At 53.7% G+C, this 21,849-nt stretch carries 18 protein-coding genes; 9 read left to right on the top strand and 9 right to left on the bottom strand.

What is annotated here, in order from left to right:
- Positions 1-154 precede the first annotated feature (154 nt).
- From EJ361_RS13475 to EJ361_RS13440, 7 genes are all read left to right on the top strand, one after another.
- Positions 155-697 (top strand): glycosyl-4,4'-diaponeurosporenoate acyltransferase CrtO family protein, encoded by a 543-nt coding sequence (locus tag EJ361_RS13475; RefSeq protein WP_126246158.1) that lies wholly within the window; start codon positions 155-157, stop codon positions 695-697.
- 11 nt (positions 698-708) lie between these two features.
- A complete protein-coding gene (locus EJ361_RS13470; RefSeq protein ID WP_126246157.1) occupies positions 709-1,380 on the top strand; it encodes a M24 family metallopeptidase in 672 nt (223 codons plus the stop codon).
- A 14-nt stretch (positions 1,381-1,394) separates the two neighbouring features.
- Complete coding sequence (locus EJ361_RS13465; RefSeq protein ID WP_126246156.1) at positions 1,395-1,766, top strand: hypothetical protein; 372 nt, start codon at positions 1,395-1,397, stop codon at positions 1,764-1,766.
- Positions 1,767-1,778: 12 nt separating this feature from the next.
- Positions 1,779-2,240 carry a GNAT family N-acetyltransferase gene (locus EJ361_RS13460; protein ID WP_126246155.1) on the top strand — a complete coding sequence of 154 codons (462 nt, stop codon included), beginning with the start codon at positions 1,779-1,781 and terminating at the stop codon, positions 2,238-2,240.
- A gap of 211 nt (positions 2,241-2,451) precedes the next feature.
- Positions 2,452-2,817 carry a hypothetical protein gene (locus EJ361_RS13455; protein WP_126246154.1) on the top strand — a complete coding sequence of 122 codons (366 nt, stop codon included), beginning with the start codon at positions 2,452-2,454 and terminating at the stop codon, positions 2,815-2,817.
- Positions 2,818-2,924: 107 nt separating this feature from the next.
- Positions 2,925-3,275 carry a heavy-metal-associated domain-containing protein gene (locus EJ361_RS13445; protein ID WP_126246153.1) on the top strand — a complete coding sequence of 117 codons (351 nt, stop codon included), beginning with the start codon at positions 2,925-2,927 and terminating at the stop codon, positions 3,273-3,275.
- Entirely contained in the window at positions 3,272-5,512 is a 2,241-nt protein-coding gene (locus EJ361_RS13440) for a TonB-dependent receptor (RefSeq protein ID WP_126246152.1), read from the top strand. The genes EJ361_RS13445 and EJ361_RS13440 overlap by 4 nt, the downstream gene beginning before the upstream one ends.
- A gap of 39 nt (positions 5,513-5,551) precedes the next feature.
- Here EJ361_RS13440 and EJ361_RS13435 read toward each other — a convergent pair whose 3' ends face one another.
- The gene (locus tag EJ361_RS13435; protein ID WP_126246151.1) at positions 5,552-6,334 is read right to left on the bottom strand and encodes a CHAD domain-containing protein; all 783 of its coding nucleotides are present in this window, start codon (positions 6,332-6,334) and stop codon (positions 5,552-5,554) included.
- Positions 6,335-6,434: 100 nt separating this feature from the next.
- Positions 6,435-7,322 carry a winged helix-turn-helix domain-containing protein gene (locus EJ361_RS13430; protein WP_126246150.1) on the bottom strand — a complete coding sequence of 296 codons (888 nt, stop codon included), beginning with the start codon at positions 7,320-7,322 and terminating at the stop codon, positions 6,435-6,437.
- A gap of 199 nt (positions 7,323-7,521) precedes the next feature.
- On the opposite strand from EJ361_RS13430, the gene EJ361_RS13425 reads away from it, so the two are divergent.
- Positions 7,522-8,223, top strand: a complete 702-nt coding sequence (locus EJ361_RS13425; protein ID WP_126246149.1) for a DUF2461 domain-containing protein — start codon at positions 7,522-7,524, stop codon at positions 8,221-8,223.
- Between the two features lie 29 nt (positions 8,224-8,252).
- Here the strand turns inward: EJ361_RS13425 and EJ361_RS13420 are convergent, their stop codons facing one another.
- The 6 genes from EJ361_RS13420 to EJ361_RS13395 all read right to left on the bottom strand — a co-directional run bounded on the left by EJ361_RS13420 (position 8,253) and on the right by EJ361_RS13395 (position 17,623).
- The gene (locus EJ361_RS13420) at positions 8,253-8,927 is read right to left on the bottom strand and encodes a GDSL-type esterase/lipase family protein (RefSeq protein ID WP_164714223.1); all 675 of its coding nucleotides are present in this window, start codon (positions 8,925-8,927) and stop codon (positions 8,253-8,255) included.
- 243 nt (positions 8,928-9,170) lie between these two features.
- Positions 9,171-9,617: a DUF5018-related domain-containing protein gene (locus EJ361_RS13415; protein ID WP_126246147.1), complete on the bottom strand. Its 447-nt coding sequence runs from the start codon at positions 9,615-9,617 to the stop codon at positions 9,171-9,173.
- A 39-nt stretch (positions 9,618-9,656) separates the two neighbouring features.
- Positions 9,657-11,612 carry a RagB/SusD family nutrient uptake outer membrane protein gene (locus tag EJ361_RS13410; RefSeq protein WP_126246146.1) on the bottom strand — a complete coding sequence of 652 codons (1,956 nt, stop codon included), beginning with the start codon at positions 11,610-11,612 and terminating at the stop codon, positions 9,657-9,659.
- A gap of 28 nt (positions 11,613-11,640) precedes the next feature.
- A complete protein-coding gene (locus EJ361_RS13405; RefSeq protein WP_164714222.1) occupies positions 11,641-14,931 on the bottom strand; it encodes a SusC/RagA family TonB-linked outer membrane protein in 3,291 nt (1,096 codons plus the stop codon).
- A 465-nt stretch (positions 14,932-15,396) separates the two neighbouring features.
- Complete coding sequence (locus EJ361_RS13400) at positions 15,397-16,407, bottom strand: metallophosphoesterase family protein (RefSeq protein WP_164714221.1); 1,011 nt, start codon at positions 16,405-16,407, stop codon at positions 15,397-15,399.
- Between the two features lie 325 nt (positions 16,408-16,732).
- Positions 16,733-17,623, bottom strand: a complete 891-nt coding sequence (locus tag EJ361_RS13395) for an AraC family transcriptional regulator (protein WP_126246143.1) — start codon at positions 17,621-17,623, stop codon at positions 16,733-16,735.
- Between the two features lie 102 nt (positions 17,624-17,725).
- On the opposite strand from EJ361_RS13395, the gene EJ361_RS13390 reads away from it, so the two are divergent.
- Positions 17,726-20,092 (top strand): GH92 family glycosyl hydrolase, encoded by a 2,367-nt coding sequence (locus tag EJ361_RS13390; RefSeq protein WP_126246142.1) that lies wholly within the window; start codon positions 17,726-17,728, stop codon positions 20,090-20,092.
- 125 nt (positions 20,093-20,217) lie between these two features.
- On the opposite strand, the gene EJ361_RS13385 is transcribed toward EJ361_RS13390, so the two are convergent.
- Complete coding sequence (locus EJ361_RS13385; RefSeq protein WP_126246141.1) at positions 20,218-21,474, bottom strand: family 16 glycosylhydrolase; 1,257 nt, start codon at positions 21,472-21,474, stop codon at positions 20,218-20,220.
- Positions 21,475-21,849 lie beyond the last annotated feature (375 nt).

Raw genomic sequence — 21,849 nt, 5'->3', positions numbered from 1 at the left:
ATCGCCAGCGAATATCGGCCCGGCGGCAGCGCATCCCGCCTGGTGCTGCGCGGTATATAATTTCCGTCATTATTTGCACGCGCATTCCAACTGGCCATCCGTTTGATTATATTTGAGAACTGGCCGCAAAATCGGCCCGGAACAACATGTATCCATGAGCAAAACATTCACCTTACTCTTAATCGCAGCAGCTACGGCCGGCGCTACGTATGCGCTGGTACATTTCATAAAGATGGACGGCTTTGCTTTCGCGTGGTCGTTGAATTTCCTGTTGATGATCGGCGTTCTGGCATTTACGGAATCGATGAAAAGTCCACTGGCGTCCACTTATTACCATGCGAAGGAATGGGAGCAGAAAGGAAAAATCTACGAACGGATCGGTATTAATTTCTACCGGAAATTATTGGTTGGGGTGGGATGGGAAAAGCTGAATAAAAAATCCAACCCGGTGGAAAGGAATACCGCGGCCCTGGAGCACCTCCATTATCAAACCAGGAAATCCGAATTGGGCCACGCCATCATTCTTGTGATCGTTTTGGGGTTCAACGTGTATGTGGCGGTCCGTTTTGGGGTGCTAAAATCGCTATGGCTGCTGGTTTTAAATATTCTACTGAACCTCTACCCGGTTTTACTGCAACGGTACAACCGTCCACGGCTGGAAAGGGCCATCGCCATCAGTCTCACCTCGCCCTCTTAATTACACGCATCATGACGACCAAACAAAAACTGCGCGAGGCAGAACACATTGCCGAGCAATTATTTACCGCCGCCGAAAGCCGCGGGCTCATCGTTGCCGGCAAAACGGAAAACCAGCTCAACACGGAGATCTTCCAGTTGGCCGACGAGCTGTTCGGCATCAAGAAATACTGGCATAAGCGTATCATCCGCAGTGGTCCCAACACCCTGCATCCTTACAAGGAAAATCCGCCCGACCTGCTCCTGCAAAACGATGACATCCTCTTTTTCGACTTCGGGCCCATCGTGGAAGATTGGGAGGCCGACCTGGGCCGCACCTACGTCATCGGCAACGATCCCCACAAGCTCCGCCTCAAACGGGATATCGAAGATGCCTGGCAAACGGCCAAGACCTGGTTCCACCAGCACAGCACGCTGAGCGGCGCGGATTACTTCCATTACGTGGTTGCCCTGGCGGAACAAAAAGGATGGGCTTTCGGTGGTGAAATAGCCGGCCACCTCATCGGCGAGTTCCCCCACGAGCGGCTGGAACCCGGGAACTACGGACTGTACGTTCACCCGTCCAACCACAACGACATGTTTGCCCCGGATGCCGACGGCCAGCCCCGCGAGTGGATACTGGAAGTCCATTTCGTGGACCGCGACCGGCAGATCGGTGGGTTCCACGAACAATTGCTCACCTGACCCAACCCGCGCCCATGCAAACCCTGGTGATCATTTGCGGCGTTTACAGCCTCGGCTTCGCCGCCTTCCACATCGCCTTCTGGAAGCTGTTCGGCTGGAAGAAAGACCTCGGCAACCTGCGCTATTACAACAAAGCCATCATGCAGATCCTGAACCTCCGCCTGATTTACGTTTTCTTGTTCACGGCGGCCGTATGCTTTATCTTTCCCCGAGAACTGGCCACTACGGCGCTTGGCAAAACATTCCTCGCCGGGAACGCGCTCTTCTGGCTGGGCCGCACCATCGAGCAGTTCATCTTCCTGCCGCAGCGCAGCCGGATGGTCGGGATATTGACAGGTATCTTCATCCTGGGGTTCATCCTGTTTCTCCTGCCCGTTATCTTCTAAAAACCTGATCATATGTCTGATTATATCATAAGGCCCGCCACCAAAGCCGATCTGCCGGCGCTCCGCATCGCCGAGCAGGCCGTTATCGCCTGGGAGCGCCCGTTCGATCCCGGCCTCGCCAAAGACCCGATCTCCTATTACGACCTCGACCATATGTTCGACCGGGAAGATGTGTTGCTCCTCATGGCGGAAATCGGCGGTCAGCTGGCAGCTACCGGCTACATCCTGCGCCGGGCCAACAAACCTTATGAAACCAATAGCCACCATGGTTATATCGGTTTCATGTACACGGTGCCGGCGCACCGCGGCAAAGGTATCGCAACGGCCATCATCGCGCGTTTGCGCGGGTGGGCGGTAGAGAAAGGATTGAAGGAAATCCGGCTGGAAGTGTACGACGGAAACGCCAGCGCCGTGCGTGCATACGAGAAAGCGGGTCTTAAAAAAGTGCTGGTGGAAATGCGGATGGATTGCTGATGTACGACCGCAAATTGTTGGCGGCTGTTCCACCGGAAGGCAGTTTTACCACCCCGACGGAAAGCAGCCGGCGCCCTTCCCTGCATCCCCGTAGCGGCAACCGGGGATGTGACAAGCCAGGAAATGCAACGCCCTTCTCCCACTGAAATCCAACTGCCACCAAAAGTTGTATTTTTATGTGTACTTTACATATCAGAAATTACGATCTCAGTTGAAATTCAGGTGGTTCTATATCTTTTTAGCATTTCTCACGGTTACCATGACCGTGGAGCCCTCCTTTTTGGCGGTGGCGGCTAAGGATGACTGCTGCGCGGCAACCGCACAACCGCCCGCCTGCGGCGATGAATGCGGGGATGAAGGCTGCGGCGAAGAATCCCCCGCGCCCGACAACTGCCCGAATAAAAACAATCCGTTCCGGATCTGCGGCTGCTGCAACACATTCGTACTGCACCCCGCAAACAATTACACTTACCAGCTCACGCCGGCCGAACCGCGGACCGGCAACAAAATAGCTTTCTACCAGGCGCCCCGTTCCTCGGCTGCGCTCACTGCATGCTGGCGCCCTCCACGGGCATAGCAATTCCCGCTCCGGATGCACTGCATCCACTCCATTTCATTTATTTTAAAAATGATGCCACAACATGCACCCGCATGGCTGCGCAGCATCCCATACATGTAATTACCATGAAGCATATCATTATTCTCGCCATATCCCTTTTCACTATCCTCGGAACGGCCACCAAAGCCTCCGCCCAGTCTGCCCCCGACAGCTTGAAAAAGGCCACGATCGTAGTCCATAACCTCACCTGCAATGGCGATATGCCCACCATCAAAAAGCAATTGCTCAACCAGGACGGCATCGATGACGTGGTGTTCACCAACCGCGCCAACGGCCAGTCTACCTTCACCATATCCTTCCACACTTCCGTGATCGACCGCAAAACGATCGAAAGCGTGATCGAGAAAACACCGGGGTGCGACGACAAGTCTGTCACCCCGTACAAAGTGAAAAAGGAAAAAGGCGGCAAGCTATGAAACGTTTCCTGTGGATCGGCCTGGTCGCCATATCTTCCGGGGTCCAGGCACAGTCGGTCAAAGGGAAAATCTTCGGTGCTATAACCGATGGAAAGGAAATCCTGCCCGGTGGCAGGGTGCATTGGATGGGAACGTCCATTCAGGCCGTCGCCAATGAAAACGGCGTCTTCGATCTTCCCGTGCACGGCGGCCAGGACCAGCGCATCGTGGCCACCTTCGAGGGATATGTTCCCGACACGATTTCCCCTGCGGGCCGTACTTATATCAGCATCACCCTGCAACCCGACATAAAGCATCTCGGCGGCATTACCGTTACCGACCGCCCGGGGGCTTACGTTTCCGGTAACCGGGTGGTCCAAACGGAAGTCATCACCAGGCACGAACTGAGCAAAGCCGCCTGCTGCGACCTTGCCGGCTGCTTCGGTACAACGGCCTCCGTTCAACCGCAAACCACCAATATCGTGACCAACGCACAGGAACTGCGGATACTCGGGCTTTCCGGCGTGTACAACCAGGTGCTTGTTGACGGGCTGCCCATGATCAATGGCCTGACCTACACCTACGGGATCAGCACCTATCCCGGCACGCTTGTCGACAATATCTTCGTATCGAAAGGCACTACATCCGTATTGCAGGGCTACGAAAGCATCAGCGGACAAATCAACCTCGAAACCCGTGATCCGTCAACGGCCGACCGGCTGCACCTCAATGCCTACATCAACAGCTTCGGGGAAAAGCACCTCAACGCCAACGCCGCCACCCAGGCAGGCAAGAGCGGGAAATGGCATACCTTCCTTGGAATGCACTCCGTTCAGCCTTCGCGCAGGGTAGACGGAAACGATGATGGGTTCCTCGACCTTCCGTTACTCACCCGGTATATGGTGTACAACAAATGGAAATATCGCAGCAGTACGGATACCGGGTTCTCGGCACAATTCGGCTTGCGGTTCGTCCACGAAAAGCGGACCGGCGGACAAACTGCCTATAAAGGCAATTCCGACAAAGGCAGCACAACAGTGTACGGCCAGCAGGTGCAATACAACCAGCCGGAAGGGTACGCCAGGTTATTGTACCGCTTTTCACCCCAACATGCATTGGCCCTTTCCGCTTCCGGGTCGTACCATAACCAGTCGGCCTGGTTCGGGATCACCGCCTACGAGGGCAAACAGCAATCGGCTTACATCAACCTCCAGCACGAAATGCTATGGAAGAACAGGCACCAGCTGAAATATGGCGCCAGCTACCGTTACCAGGAACTGGACGAGGGCATCCGCTTCGTAGCCGCCGCGCCCGGCCGCACCTACGCCGGCGCGTACCTCACACGTTTGCGGGTACCTGGCGTCTTCGCCGAAAACACTTTTCACTGGCTCGATGACAAAGTGGTCCTGATAACCGGGGTGCGCTTCGACCATCACCAAACCGAGGGCTGGTATTTTACGCCGCGCGGTATGCTGAAGTATGCCATCAAAGAACATCATACCTTCCGCGCTTCCGCAGGCACCGGCTGGCGGCAGGTGAACCTGTTCAGCGAACAGGCCATCATGCTTACCAGCTCGCGGGATATCGTGTTCCTGGAAGCATTACGGCCTGAAAAAGCGTTTAACTGGGGCGTAAGCCATACCTACCGCTTTGGGGAAGGAAACGTTACCGGTACGTTTAGCACCGACCTGTTCAGCACCCATTTCAGCAACCAGTTCTTTCCTGAATACGATGCCGATCCGGCAAAGATCATCATCCGCAACTTTGAAGGGACTTCGCGCTCGCTGGGCGCGCAGGCAGACCTTTCCCTACAGTTCTTCAAGCAGCTGGACGTGCGCGCGGCGTACAATTACCTCCATGTGTACCGGAAGGAGAACGGCGGCAAAACGATACTGCCATTCAATCCCCGGAACCGGGCAATGGCAGCCGTTTCCTTCAGTACGAAAAACAACCGCTGGCAGGTGGACGTGAATACGCACTGGTTCGGCAAAATGAAGCTGCCAGACACGCGGAGCCTTCCGCCGGTGTATCGGCGGCCGCTGTATTCGTCTCCCTACGCGACGGTCAACCTCCAGGGAACTTTCCGCTGGAACGGGCTGGAACTGTATGCAGGATGCGAGAACATCGCCGGTTACCGTCAGTCCAACCCGATCATCAGCGCAGACAATCCTTTCGGGCAGTTTTTCGATCTGTCGTCGGTTTGGGGGCCTACGCGCGGGCGGGAGCTGTACGCAGGCGTCCGGTTTAACATCAGGTAAAGCGATACGAATTTTAAGGGATCATTTCGGCCGGGGCCATCACAGGGGTCCCGGCCGTAGCAAAACTTTCTGCTCAAACCCGGTCACCAGGGCATGTACAGCAGCCCCTGCCCTGTCATGCGCCTTTTCCAGCCGGCCAATGACGTTACGGTCCCCGACTTTCCGGGATATCAGCATGGAAACGGTAACCTCCAGATCATGCCATTTGCCGATGGCGTCCTGCAGTTGATCGAGGTAGGAGATGTTTATTTTTGATTGCCGCTTCAAGCGTCCGGGAAGCATGCCGAGAAAATAAACGAGGGATTTTACTACTTTCCGGGCCTCGTGCAACTGATCCGAACCCGGCGAAGCGACCATTTCAGCAATGGCGCCCAACCTACGGGACAGCCAATGCCTGACATCGTGCTTCCTCACAGGGCGTAACGTGCCGAGGAGCTTCCTGAAAGTTTGCCGGAGACTTTTATCGAAATACGTGAAATCCTCCCGGAATGCGTCTGACAACTGTTCGATCACCTGCGTTTCCCCGGCCCTGAAAGCCGCATCGGGAAGGTTGAACTGTTGCATCAGTTGGAGCTGGATGCCAGCGTCCCGGATCATTCCGGCCCGGCGGAACATTTTCTTCAAAGACCGGGGTTGGGACGGAGCGTTCTTTTTGCGACCGATCGACCTGGCAAATTGCAGGAACGCCTTTAACTTTTTTACTTCCACCCGGACCCTGTGCAGGGATTCGGGGTCTCCGGACGCGGCATATGCCATCAGGTGGCGCCGGATGAGGAGCCATCTTTTGATGAGGTAATTATATTGCCTTTTTTGTGTAAGCATGCGCAACGCTGTATAACAAAGTTAACGTGTTGCATTGTTATCGCGCTTATGATGGCAACACCGGGTTCGCGGCACGGACGGGGGTTTGAAGGCGCCTCCTTTAGGCGTTCACTTCCAGCTTATACCCCTTGCTGCGGACCACTACAATGTTGATATCCGGTGCTGGTTCGAGTTTTTTCCGCAGTTTTGAGATGAACATGTCCAGGCTGCGCCCTACAATCACCCCTTCATCTTCCCATATTTCCTTTTGCAGCCGGCTGCGTTCAATGGTATCGTTGGGGGCCTGCGCAAAAATTCCCATTATGCGCGTTTCGGTCGCGGTGAGATCGATCGTGTTTCCCTGTATCGTCAGTTGCCGGTTTTTCTCATCGAACAGTACCGGACCCAGCGCTACCATCCCGGTAAACTGTGGGCGGGGCGCTTCCCTTCGCCCTGTAACCGATCTGAAAAACACAAAACCGGCAAATGCCAGCAATGGCAGTGTCCCTAAAAGGTAACCGTGCTTTGCCATGTTTATTCCTGCCGGTTTGAATTTCACGTTGATGACATAGGGCGCTTCCGGCTGAACCCTTCCGATACAGGCGATGATATCATCCCTTTTATCCGCCGAAACGGCGAAGCCGTAGGCTACACTGGCGTTGGGGTTCAGGACGTTCACCACATAGTCTGTTGCAAGGGGGTCTCTGGCCAGTAACCGCCGGGTCGTATTCACCAGGGAATCCGGCCGGAAAGCAAGCCCTTTTTCGAAACTTATCTTGTATTCATTCACTGCGACCTTTTGTACCGGGAGCACCCTGGAGGTGCGGTCGCCCGACTGCGTGAGCAATTCATCCCCGATCCTGCGAAGCAGCACTTCCCTCCTGTCGGTTTCAAGGCCGTCCTGGTTCGTCAAACTGAAAGTAATGCCGACAATGGCGATTATCGGGAGGATTATCCAGCCGTACAGGTACCTGGGCTTCCGAAAGCCGGGATTTGGGCGATCAGTCATACGATTTCCGGTTTAGAGAGGGGCCTGGATTATTCACCATCCAGATTCCCATGCAGAAAGGTAACAAAGTACTTTTGCTGTATCAAATTTTATCTGCGATTATCGCCAACTGAACGGTAAATTTCTTACCTGTAAAATTATTTTATGGGTGACGGGAGGACAGCTATCTTCGCGCTTATCAAATCCGTTTCCGTCCATTATGGCCATCAAACCTATTTCCCCGGGGCAGATCCGCCCCACGAGCCTCGGGTTCCTGGGCAACCTCGCTGCCAATAACGACCGCAATTGGTTCAACGCCCACAAACAGGTGTACCAGGAAGAATTACAGCATATCGAAGCGTTCGCGGACGTGCTGTTGGAACAGCTGTCGCGTCACGACCTCATCGAAACGCCGTCGGGCAAGAAAAGCCTCCACCGCATCTACCGCGACGTCCGTTTCTCGGGCGATAAACGGCCTTATAAAAGCAATTGGAGCGGCGGATTCAAACGGGCGACGAAGTTCCGCCGCGGCGGGTACTACTTCCACATCGAGCCCGGCAACAGTATGATAGCCGGCGGTTTCTGGGGGCCGGTGCCGGAAGATCTGAAAAGGGTGCGGGAAGATATCGCCTTCGACCCCGCGCCGTTGCGGAAGATACTTCAGGACAAAAAATTCAGGTCGGCATTCGGAACACTTCAGGGAGAGCAGTTGAAAACCGCACCCAAGGGGTTCGACCCTGCGCATGAGGCCATTGATTTGCTCCGGTACAAACAGTTCCTGCTCATCCGCCGGTTCACGGACGCGGAAGTGCTGGCGCCAGATTTCCCCGCCGTTGCCGATCAAACTTTCCAGGCCATGCGGCCGTTTTTCGATTACATGAGCGAAGTGCTGACGAGCGACCCGAATGGACAGGCCGGATAGGGATTTCGGGGCCCTTTGCCTTCATCCCCTTATTTGAAAAATGTCTTCAATTTTTCAACCCATACCGCATATCCCTGCTCATTGAGGTGAATGCCATCGGTAGTCAGTTCCGCCTTCATCAGATCGTTTTCGTCCGCGAACAGCGCATGCGTATCGATCAGGGTAAATCCGCCCACCTTCCGCCTTTCCCTAACAAGGCGGTTCGTTTCCTTGATGTTAGCCACTAGTTCCTTCTTGCCGGTGGGCAAAATTGTTTGGACGAAAATTTTTGTTCCGGGAGAACGGTGGTGCAACTGACGGGCGATTTCCACAATATCCGACGCAAGCTTGTCCGGCGAAATATCGGTGAACAGGAGGTCGTTGATGCCGATCAGTAAAAATACGGCTGCGGGCTGGGCGTAAGTGATTTCTCCCAGGCGGAACAAAACGCCTTTTGCTATATCGCCGCCTATTCCCCGGTTCTTCACGCCGGGCTTTCCCAATCGCTTCCCCCAATCGCCGCCCATTTCGGTGATGCTGTTCCCTAAAAAAACTACGTCGCCCCGGTGCAACGGCTGCTCCCTGAATCGGGCAACCAATTCGGGATAATGGCGCCGGGTGTATTCCGTATGACCAGCTACCGAAAGGCTCGCCGGCGGATACAGGCTATCGGGGACGGTTATGCCGGCGTTACCGGCGGCGGTGGTTACCTTGCCGGCCGACATACAAGAAGCAGTCAGGCATGCTATTGTCCAAACGGATAAATACGCTTTCACTGGTGATTTCATCTTTCAAACTATTTTAACAAATTACTGTACAGGTCCCGAAAAATCAAGCAATGCGCATGGTAACGATCCGGCTGGCCGGGACGGTGACGGACGGACCATGTCTGCGGCATTCCGTTGCCCAAAAGGGGCCAAACCGCATTGTTGCAGCCTGGCCCCGGAACAAATATAGAAGAGGGAAAGTTACGGTGCTACCGAAACGAGGATTTTCCAGTCGCGGACGGTGCCGTCGGCGGAAGTGAGCCGGTACATAAAATCGCCTTTGCTGAAATCCGCGATCGTTCCGGCCGCAGGCGCACCGTTCAAGGGTTCGATCTTCACGGCGTAATGCGAGAAACGGATCCCCATTTTCGTGATGTCGGTGCCCTTCACCGCCACGAGCGTTACCGTTGCGGCAGCCTTGTCTACCGTATTGGTAATGGTGCTGATGGGGGAATTCTGGTACCCCGTCACCGGTTCGCCATATCCCAGGTTATTGGTCACTTCGATGTACTTGAAAAGCACCGCGGCGGTGATATTTGCGTTATCGCCCCAGGCGCCCTTGTCCAGCTCTATCCTCGGCTTCATGCACGATACGCTGCCGGCGGCCAGTACGATCAGGTAACACGCGAGTTGGATGCATTTTTTCATATCTGATGATTTTTAAATTTTTAGAAATTCGACGAACGATCAGTTCCAGCCCGGGTTTTGCGCCAGCGTGGCGTTGTAGGTCTGGTACAATTTGATTTCCACCATCGGGATGGAGCTCAGATAATCCCTTCCGGGCTCAATGAACAGGCCCCTGCCTCCCGGCTGGAAATCCACCACTTTGAACCAGGGATTGATCCTGCCAGACGGGAACGCCGCCACGTTGGCGCCTACCGTCAGCTTGAACTCATTGGTTTCCTTTACGTATCCGTCTTTGCGTAGCTGGCTGTACACCGAGGGATCGCTTCCCTTGTCCAGCGCGATCTGCGCATCGGTGCGGTTGTAATAGTCCAGCGACTCCTGGAGCAGCGCGCCTTTGGGCTGATAGCCGTTGATTACCTTGTCATATACGGCCCATCGCTTGAGGTCGTCTAACCGGAACCCTTCCAGCGCCAGTTCCACGTTCCGCTCCCGCCGAATTTCGTTCAGGATGGGCGATTCGGCCGCATCGAAGCCGAGTTCCGCGCGATAGGTGAAACCGGTTCCGGCGGTCATCATCATGGGCGTCATGCCCACGCGGCCGCGAATAACGTTGATGGACTTGTCGAGGTCCGTCTGGGTGAGGGTGCCCAGGATTGCCTTGGCTTCTGCGAAGCACAGCAATGCTTCCTCGTACCGGATGAGCACATCGTCGGTCTCGCCTTTATTGGCTTCCTGCGCCAGTATGGCGCCTTTGAAGTTGCGATAGCCGGTGGAGGTAAAACCGAGGCTGTTGTATGGAGAAACGGAATAGATGACCGGGTACCGGAACGGATCGCCGTCTCCCCCCCTGCCCGGCAGCTTGTTGAGCGGGCCGCGGTCGGGCGTCCATACGGTCTGGCGGAACCTCGGATCGAGGGTAGCGCCCAGCTCGTTGAGGGTTTTATCGTATGTGGCGCCGGTTTGCTGCGCAGTTCCGTCCTGGTTGAGGTACATGTCTACCAGGTGATCGGTGATGGAGGGCCCGGAATCCAGGATTTTGAAGAAGAAATTATGGCTCAGATCGAGCTTGGTGGCATCATAGATCTTGTACAGAAAAACGCCATCGATATTGGAAGCGTCTTTCTGCGCGAAGAGCTGGTTATAGGCGCTGGATTTGTCGCCGCCGGCGGTAAAGATCTTCGAGCCATGGCGGGCTATGAGCATGTCTGCCGCCGCCACCGCCGCCTGGAGGAATTCCGCGCCGTTTTTGCCGGGCACCGCGAAGGGCGTCCCCTTCTTTCCATGGAAATATTCCCAACTGCCTTCGTACAGGGCAATACGCGCCTTGAGCGCGAGTGCGGATTCCTTATTGACACGCCCCGTCATAGCGGCTTCTCCTTCACCTTTCCAGTTCAGTTTTTCTATCGCCGCATCGAGGTCTTTGAGGATGAAGCGGGCCACTTCATCGCGTGAAGCACGGGGCACGATCAGCTTATCGACGTCATTATCGCTGAGCACTTCGGAGATGAGCGGCACGCCGCCGAACTCGCGGAGCAGGCGGAAGTAATCCCAGGCGCGGAAGAAATACCCTTCCCCGATGTAATGATCGGCCGCGGCGGATTTTTCCGCGTTTTTGGAAGCGTAATACAGGAAATAATTGTCTCTCCTGATATAAGTGTACCCGTTCGTCCAGTTTCCGTTCGTTTCGGCGGGAACGGATGGCACGCCCCAGCGGTTGAGGCTTCCGGTCACCGTGGTCTGGACGATCATCATATCCGTATTGGCATCCAGCGCCAGATTGCTGTTGCCCCCGGAAACCGTGGCCGTGCCGCCCTGGGTGTTCCATTGCGGCGCGAGGCGGGAGTAGAATCCGTTCACGAAAATCCGCAGGTCAGACGCGGTCCGGAAAAAGTTCTCGGCATCCACCGAATCGAGCGGACGTCTGTTCAGGAAATCTTTCGAACAGCCCGCAATGATGAGGGAAAGTCCCAGCAGCGCGCCGGCGGCCTTTCCCGGTATATTGATCAATCGTTTCATGGTTCTGATGTTTATGTCTGGGAAAAGGTTACAGGTTGATGTTGGCGCCTACCGAATAGTAACGCAGCGGCGGGTAACCGTTCACACCATTGGCCAGCAGCTCCGGATCGTACTTGATGTAGGATTTGTTGAAAATGAAGCCCATATTGTCTCCGCTGACGTAAATATTGGCCCTTTTCAGTTTGAGGCGCTGTATCCATTGTTGCGGCAGATCGTACCCTACCGTGATGTTGCGGATGCGGAGATGCGCCAGGTTGAGGGAATATGCTTTGGTAGCGAGCCCGGAACCGGTATTGAACGCAGGGAAGAACGCATCGGTGCGTCCGGGCGTCCAGTATCCCAGCCGCGTGCTTTCCCGGAATGCCGGCGTGTAGAAATATGCGAGGTCGCCCCCTGCCCGGGTGCCCCAAACCCATTCGGAGCTGTTGTAGACCGTCCATTGCATCACCCCGTCGAGCACCATCGACACCGAAATATCGTTCCAGCTAATGGAAGGCAGGATGGAATAGGTTTTCCGGGGATAGCTGAAGCCATTCGTCACCACGTCTCCACGGCTATACCAGTAACCGCCGTTGCCGGAGTTGATGTAGCCGTCTCCGTTCAGGTCTTTATAAAGCAGGTAACCGGGATAAGTATAGGTACCGCTGAGCGTGCGGCCGTCGAGGTCGTTTTTGCCCTGTGCAACGCCCGCGGTTTCATACGCGAAGTTTTGTCCGAACAGTTCCCCCGGCGTCCAGGCACCGGAGATCAGGCCGGTTTTGTTCTGCGCATATTCGGTAACATATCCGATATAATCGCTCATGTTTACGCTGATGTTATAATACAGCGGTTTGCCGCCCACCTGGGCCTGGCTGTTCCAGCCGGCGGTAAATTCCCAGCCGCGGGTTTCAGATACGGAGTTGTTGAGGGATGGAGGCGCGGTCCCCAAGGTGCCCGGCAAGGGGTTCGGCGGGCCCACCTGGTCGCGGATGGTGCGCTGATACCATTCATAACTCAGCGTCAGCCGGTTTTGCAACGCAGACATGTCGACCCCGATGTTGATCATCGTAGGCTTGGCCCAGGTGAGCGTAGAGCTCACCAGGCCTGGCATGCTGGCCGTACTGGAAAAATTCCCGCCCAGCAACGTCGTCTTGTTCACACCGAAAGCCAGCGTAGGCAGGTAAGCATAATTCTGCCCGGTGGAATTCACGTCCCCGGAAGACGACCACGAAGCCCTGGGCTTAAACTCGGACACCCATTTCTTCAATGGCCAGAACGATTCCCTGGCAGCGTTCCATGCGGCGGAAACCGACGGGAAAGTGCCCCAGCGCGATTCGGGCGCAAAGCGGGAGCTGGCATCGCGGCGGCCGGCGAACTTCAGGAAATATTTCTCTTTGAAATCGTATGTAAAAATGCCGTAGTACCCCAGCACGGCCCATTCGTTCATGGCGTCGTTGGCCAACGGGTTGTTGGCAGCGCCGTTGAGCGCCAGGATGGTTTCCTGCGAATACAGGTCCGTCCGGCTGCCGGAAAGGGATTTATACCTGTTTTCTTCCGCCTGCATCCCCGCCTGCAGCAGGAAGTGGTGTTTCCCTGCCAGCGCGAAGCGGTATTGCGCCGAGAGGCGCGTTTGCATGTACTCCAGGTTGGCGGTCGATTTCGAGATGCCGCTTACATTGGCGGAGCGGTTATTCTGCACTTTCGTACCATCCGGGAATTCGGTGTAGGAAATCTTGTCGACTTTCGTAAATGCCGTGTTATACGTCCTCCAGGTGTAATCGGCGCTCAGCTCCAGGCCTTTCAAGGGTTTCAGCGTAGCGCCGCCGTTCATTACGATTTCATCCCGCTGGTTGGTGATCATCCCGCCTTCTCCGAGAATGCCGGAAGCGCCAAGTATCCAGGAATAGGTGCGGCCGGAAGGCACGCGGAGCGGCGTGGCGAAATACTGCATCATGGAGCCGAAGATATTCGCGTAATTGGCGATCGTTCCCGACTGGTTATCGTCTGCACCGGCGGCGCGGTAATTGGGCCCCTGGTTTTGCTGGCGGACGTAGCTGATGTCCGAACGGATATCGAGCCAGTCGGTCGCTTTATAATTCAGTTTGGTATGTACGTTGTAGCGGCGGTTATAATTATCCTGGCCTTTCATGAGGCTGTTGGTGTTGTTATAGCCGAAACCGGTAATGTACTGCAGCTTCTCGGTGCCGCCGCTGAAACCGATGTTGTGTTGCTGGCTCACGGCGGATTTGTTCAGATAGGCGTCGTACAGCTTGGTAGTGGCGAAAGACTGCTCACGCGTCCAGTTTTTATAACCGGCGTTGTTGGTCGGGAACTGGCCGTTCTCTATGTATTGTTGCGCCTTGTCCCCGAACGCTGCGCGGAGATCGTCGAATGCGGGATTGTTCCAGTCTTTGTTCAGCCAGGCTTCCATTCGTTTGATGGTGATCTCGTCTACCCCGTCTGTTCCCGTACCGCTGGGTTGCCCGTTGCGTTGCGCCATGTTGATCCAGCGCGCCCACTCGGGAGAGTCGGGTTGCGTGGGGAATAACGCCATTTTGCCCACTTTTACATTGGTGGAATAGTTCACCGTCAGCTTCCCGGATTTACCGCTTTTGGTGGTGATGAGCAGGATGCCGTAGGGTGCGCGGGAGCCGTAGATCGCCGTGGAAGCGCCGTCTTTCAGCAGGGAGATGCTTTCCACGTCGTTGGGGTCCACGTCGCTGATGGGCCGTTGCACACCGTCGACCAATATCAGCGGCGAGGCGCTGGAGTTGATGCCCGTAAAGCCGCGGATGTTGATCGAAGGACTGGCTTCCGGCGCGCCGCTGGGAATGCGGATGTTGAGGCCCGGCGCGAGGCCGGCGAGGCCGTCGGCCAGGGTGCGCATCGGTCTGTTGGCGAGCTTTTCCACGTTTATGGTGGAAACGGCGTCGGTAAGATTGGATTTTTTCACCTTTCCGTAAGCGGTAACCACCACTTCCCCCAACGCCTTCGCGTCATCCGCAAGCTTGATGCGGAACACGCGCTGGTCGCCGACTTTCACCTCCCTGGTGCTAAACCCGATGAAAGAGAAGACCAGTACCGATTCCGGCCCGGCAACGGACAGGGTAAATGTACCGGCGGCATCGGTAGTTCTGCCATTGGCCGTTCCCTTTTCGGAAATGGATACACCGGGAAGCGGGTCGCCCGCTTCGTTCGTTACCGTACTGGAGACGGTGATCTTTTCGCGGGGCAACCCGCTTGCTGCAGCGCCTGCAGGTCGCAACACCGTCAGCAGGACCATACTGCAACAGAAGAAGGAAAGCAAAGCGTTTCCGGTTCTTCTTCCAATTAGCTTCATAGCCATTGTTTTGAAATTTAGATGTAATTGATAAAAAGGACCCATTGATGAAATACACGGATATCCCCTGCGGAACAAGTGCCTTGTCCCGTTAGCCCGAAAACCGGTTTGGCGGCGGGCATAGCGATGCCCTGGCAACCGGGTTGCCCCTCGCCTGCGGCGTTCGCCATTCGATTCCATGTAATTGTGTGAACTACATACCTATGCGTATTAACAGATACAAGGTGTAAGGATCAGTATGCTCCTGTCTAATAAAAAAACGATTACCGGTTTACTTGCGATTCTCTGTCATTTTTCCCCAAATGTGCATGGAACCCCGGCCACCGATCCGGTTTCCGGGAAATTGTTCATTTTTATCCGTGGCGCCCCGCAAGACGTTAAGCCTGCGAAGCACCCGGATACAATACATCATCATACAAACATTGCCTTTCTAAAACGTTGCCGTGCTTATCATACAAACCTGCATTACTTTCCAATTCTTTTCCCGGTATAGTGCTTCCGGTCGCGGATAAAGGGTACGATCTCCGTTCCCGGCCTGAAAGGCTGCTTATCCGCAAAATTCAATTGTTCCGGCGATTTTCCCACCCATTCGCTCTTTCTTGCCTTCACCTTAATGGTGAATTTTGCAGGATCGATGACGAGCGTCGTAAACAGGGGGTCCTGGTACGGGCACGTGTGCCCGATCCAGGGATATTTTTCATGGATCTCCTTCGGATAGCTTTCATGGACATACTTGCCGCCGACCCAGAAATAGGAAGCCGAGTTGATGGTGAGGTACGGGATACCGGATACCTCTTGCAGGCTATCGATATGCGTATGCCCGTTAATTGCCAGCACTACACGGTCTTTCGCGCCGGCAAGTATGCCTTGTATTTCCGTTGCGTTATCGATCGCCATGCCTCCGGTGAGCGGCTGATGGGACACTACGATCACCGGCTCGCTGCTTTCTGCGAGCTGCCGCTTCAACCAGGCAACCTGCTCCGGCCCGATGTATGCCGGATACCCGCCTTTGTGCGCAGGTGAGCCTTTTTCATTCCCGTTCAGCACGATGAGCCGAAACCCGTTCACTACCCGTGTATAATAAGTAGCAGGCATTCCCCATTTCTCCAGGCATTGCTGGTGCGTAAAACCGCTATCGGTGTCATGATTGCCGATCACATGCAGCGGAAGGGCATGCCCGCGGTTGAACCGTTCGATAATACCGGCGTTTTTTTCGGAAGGATAGGCAAAATCGCCCAGTTGCATGATGGCATCGGGTTTAACCCGCCCCATTTCCCTAAGAAATGCCTCCAACCGTTCCGCCCCGTCGTGCATGACGTCGTGGTGAAGGTCGGTGATCAGGCCGATCGACAATTTCCCGGGTACACGGGCCACCACTTCCCTTGCCCATGCGGGAATTGCAAAGGTCACTGCCGCCATGGCCGCAGTGCCGATAAATGCCCGGCGACTCGTTTGCATTCCGTGATTCGTCTCCATACGTAAGAATATTTTTTTGACAGCACCGGGGGATAAATGTAATAGCCCCGACGGGTGGAACATGCTCAACTATTAAAATCTAAAGTACAATTTTATTTCCCATAAGGAAATATTTTTTCCTATTACTAAATTGTTACTTCCAAATTTAATGAGCGCATATTAGCCGTCGTAGCCCCTATAGCGACAATACAGCTTGCATTTCAATTAGTTATAAGATTGGAATTAATTTCCTGACAGGAAACTTTTTGCGTAACAAACCCTATCCGATCGTTACCCCGCAGTGTGGAAAACGGAGAAAATACCGCATGCGGATCAGACAGCAACATCAGACGTCCGTTTCATGCCTTCGATAGGCCGATGGGGACACCCCCATTACTTTTGAGAATACACGGGAAAAATAGGACGGCTCATCAAACCCAAGCCGGCTGGCGATCTCATGCAGCTTTAAATTTGTCAGCTCAATATATTCGCAGGCTTTCTGCATCTTGAGATTAATAAAGAAATTAATCGGGGACATACCCGTTTCTTTCTGAAAAAGCATGGAAAAATGAGACGGAGAATAACGGAAGTACCTGGCGATCCGGCCGAGGTCGAGGTTCCGTTCAATATTCTCCCGCATATAATGTATGACTTTTGAAGAAAATGGAAATTCATGCAGCTTCCCGGCCGTGAAATGCTGGTATGCATTGAGATATACAAACGATGCAAGAAAAGGATACAGGCACATGGAAGCGTAAATCATGTATTCCTTAATGTACCCCATAGCAAACCGGCTGTAAATTTCTTCAAACAACCGGATCCGGTCCTGTACCCGCGAATGCTCATCCGGCAAAATCGTGACCGGGCCTGCCACGCCCGGCACGAAACTGCCGCTCAGCCGGCCACGGAACTGCACCCAGTAGATCGTCCACGGATCATTCGCTTCGGCGCCGAATGCATACGCCGTGCCGGCAGGAACGATAATGTACTGGTTCGCCGTTACTGGATATTTCCTGCCATAAATCGAATACCAGCCTTTTCCTTCGGTACAATAGACCAGCATGGCATAGTCACACTTTTCGGTTTTCTGTACATAGTGAAACTTTACTTTCGGGAAATAACCGATCTTGCGCACATACAGGTGGCTGATCAATGGCTCCTCACCGTAGGCCTGCAACAATTCTTCCGGTAATGAAACACTCCGCTCACCCTTAAAGCCTTCCTGTAATCTTTTCATTGTCAAAATCGTAAGATAGTGTAACAAAATAGTGATAAATGTACTTTTATGGCTTGGGTGGACAAAATAATTTTACCGGCGTATTCAATTAACGGCTATCATATGCATGCAAGAAGTTTCTTTTGTTCGGCCGCCCTGTTTTCGCAGCTGCTCTTTTCATGTTCCGGAAAGCTTTTAACGGGAAAATCTCCCGGGCCTGGCGCGGATAGTGAAACGCTGTCGCAGTATGTAGAACCCCGGATCGGCACGGCGCACTGCCGATGGTTCCACTTTACGCCCGGCGCCATGCCGTTCGGGATGGCCAAGCCCGCGCCTTCTACCAACGGGCATCTGGGCAACAAAAGCGGATGGGAAGCTACAGGATATGATTACCGGGATAAATCCATCGAAGGTTTTCCCTGCCTGCATGAATTCCAGGTTGGAGGGATCGTTCTGATGCCAACCTCCGGCAAGCTCAAAACAACGCCCGGCCCGGTGAATGACAGTACCGGCGAGGGCTACCGCTCACGCTTTGACCGATCGGATGAAATTGCCACTGCCGGCTATTATTCGGTATTGTTGAAAGATTACAACATCAGGGCAGAACTTACGGCAACACCGCGCGTGGCGTTTCAACGATACAGCTTTCCTGCCGGCAAGCAAAACCATATCCTGTTCGATATCGGCAACCGGCAAGGCGAAAGCGGCCGTGTCGTAGACGCATACGTCACCAAAACGCGCGACGGACGGATAGAGGGATGGGTGATCACCGAACCGGAATATGTGAAAAAATATCAGCCGGGCGCTACCGTTCCGCTGTATTTTTCCGCTCAGCTCGACCATACCCCGGATGCATGGGGAACGTTTGCCGGCAACGTAGTGAAAGCAGGGGATTCCGAAATTTCGGGGGCCGGCGCAGGCATCTACCTGACCTTCGCGTCCAATACCACTGACATCATCACGGTCAAGACAGGCCTGTCCTACACTTCCGTGGCCAATGCGCGGCTGAACCTGCAGGAAGAAGCAGCACAGCTGGATTTCGACCAGGCAAGAAAAAATGCGGCGGCAACCTGGGAAAACTACCTGGGACGGATCCGGGTCGAAACTCCCAACCGGGCGGATAAGATAAAATTCTATACCGGCCTGTACCACGCGCTGCTGGGAAGGGGCCTCGCAAACGACGTTAACGGCGCATATCCCCGCAACGACGGAAAAATCGGCCAGTTGCCGATGCAAAACAACAAACCCGTTCATAATATTTACAATACGGATGCAGCATGGGGCGTGCAATGGAACCTTTCGCAACTCTGGACGCTCGTCTACCCCGAATACCAGTCAGACTACCTCAGCAGCCATTTGCAGACATATAAAGATGCCGGATGGCTGGCAGACGGCATCGCCAACGGCCGGTTTGTTTCTGGCGTGGGCACCAACCTGCTGACAACGCTCTTCGCTGGCGCTTATCAATGCGGCATCCGCGATTTTGACGTGGAAACGGCCTATGCGGCTGCCCTCAAAAATGAGCTGGAAGGCGAAAACCGTCCATTAGGAGCGGGAAAGTCGAACACCAAATATTTTACGAAATACGGATACGTTCCATCGGATGCCGATACGGACGGGTTCTCCGCTTCGCATACGCTTGAATACTCGTACAGTGCCTGGGCAGTGGCGCAATGGGCCAAACAATTGAACAAGACCGCCGATTACAACCGGCTCATGTACCTGTCCAAAGGCTGGGAACGGCTATATGATCCCACTACCAATTTCATACGCCCACGCAAGGCCAATGGCGAGTTTATCGACAATTTCAACCCGCTGCAGGTCTGGCGTGGTTTCCAGGAAGGCAACGCATGGCAATACACTTTCTATGTTCCACATAACGTTCAGGGCCTGGCGGAAAAACTGGGACCTGCCTTGTTTAGCCGGCGGCTGGACAGCATATTCACCATTGCGCAGAAAAAGCTGTTCAGTGGCGGAAAGGAAGTGGATGCGTTTGCCGGCCTTGAAACGCTATATAATCACGGGAATCAGCCGTGCCTGCACATATCCTGGTTATTCAACGAAATCGGCTACCCTTCTTTAACCCAGCAATGGGTACGCGCCATCCTGCATGATTTTTACGGCACCGAAGGTGTGCACGGGTATGGATATGGTCAGGATGAAGACCAGGGACAGCTGGGGGCCTGGTATGTAATCAGCTCCATCGGCCTGTTTGACGTCAAAGGCCTTACTGCTACCGAGCCCTCGTTCGGAATCGGGAGCCCGCTTTTCGATAAAGTCACCATTCAACTGAATAACCGCTACTATAAAGGCAGGGAGTTTGTGATCGAAACGAAAAACAACAGCAAGGCGAACGCCTACGTACAACTGCTTGTGCTAAATGGGAAACGGCTATACGATACACGGATCCCGTTCAGCCATGTTGCCGAAGGCGGCAAACTGGTGCTGCAAATGGACAGCCGGCCGAAAGACAACTATTCAAAAAAGTAACGGTATCCTTGCCCCCGTCATCCTCAATCAATGACAAGGTTTCAGATTCGATCCGTACGGCAATGCAGGAAGATGCAGATCGCGTCCATACATCCTCCTGCTTACCTAACTTCATCGAAAAAACTTTACAGTTCTTCCAAACTAAAATCATCTGCATAGGCGGTGCCATTGACACTATTCTTATAAAAGTATATAAGTGCCGATGTATTGGTGGCTCCTGTGGTAAAAGTGATCTGCTGCTGGGTGTAGGTATTGCTGGTAACGGCACTGCCTACGGTTGTTCCACCATAGTTCTTTACACCTACGGAAGCCCCCGTGCCTGTACCCAGTTTGGCATACGCTTTCAGCACATAAGTAGTGTTGGGTTTCAGACTGGTGACCAGCTGCTCGGCAGACTTTTCCCCACCGCTTAAGCTTAATGCATTTGTACCTGAATGGGCATTGTTATTCACGACACTCACCGCACCCGTTTGATTTGCACTCCAGGCTGTCCAGGGCGTCAATGCATTCCCATATTCAAAACCGGCATTATAAATATGTGATGCCTGGTACACGCGGACATAGTCGACGCGATTATGAAAGGGCAGTTTGTTCAGGTCTATATACCACCAGGTATCAGTACACGACTGGTTAAAAATAATATACATGGGCTGATCATATGGCCAGGCTTCCCACGTATCACCAGGCGCCTTATTATAGGAGGTCGTAAACTTCCCGTTTACAAAAAAACGAAGCGAGTTTTCTGTCCAAAGTAAAGTATAAACATTATATGCATTTTGAATGTAGGGCGCGCTGTATATTATTGCCTTCTGGTTGATAAGATGCTGTTTGTAGGTAAAAACATTCTGCTGGGTGGTAGTTGTGGTGTTAAAGTGTTCACATATATCAATCTCCCCGGATCTTGGCCAGCCGCCATAAGTATTGAATTGTGGCATCATCCAGAATGCAGGCCATGCACCATTCCCTTCATCATATTTCATGCGTGCTTCTATCATGCCATATTTGAAATTAAACTTGTCCCTCGTTTCAATGCCGCCGGTATGATAAGGCACATTATCGCCAGGAATTACCGCATTATCCATCTTCAACACCAGGTTCGTATCGTTCTGATAAGCGTAATTAGACGTGGAGGTCAGGTACATGTTCCATGGAGACACCTTCCGGATACAGTGGCTCCACTTAGTGACATCAAATCCTCCGCTGCCGTTAAATTCATCTGACCAGATAAGATCATCCCCCCCTATACCCGATGTTGTATTCATTAAGGATTGCTGGGGGATATCCTTCTTCTGAAGGACTGGTTGTTGGGAAGACTTGGTGCAAAATGATTGCATCAGCCACAGTCCTGATAATAGTAAAGCTGCTTTGAAATTTCTTTTCATAAAATAGAATATTGGATTGGTTAGAATCACCGCTGATACCCCGATACAGGCCTGCCCGCATCGCGGCAGGTTGCAAACGCAAACTTGTTCGCATGTAGTTATACGTAAATAACACTGCGAATCCCTCTCTTTTTTTACGAAAAATTCGTAAAAATGCGGACGCACCCGAAAGATCCGGGTTCTGGATAATAAGCCGGGGAAGTATTAAGACGTACTTTGTCGTACGTAAGGGGAAGATATGACTTGATCCCAACCTGCAGGCGGGAAAGGGGTTACACTAAAAAGCGGTATTTCCGGCGCCTTCTGTGGAGCAATGGCTCCATATCATTACCGGACCGGGAACAATCCTCTCCAGCGGCGCCATCAGAACATGGA

This window comes from Chitinophaga rhizosphaerae (genome assembly GCF_003958645.1).
Lineage (GTDB): Bacteria > Bacteroidota > Bacteroidia > Chitinophagales > Chitinophagaceae > Chitinophaga > Chitinophaga rhizosphaerae.
This window is presented reverse-complemented; position numbering and strand designations above follow the sequence as displayed.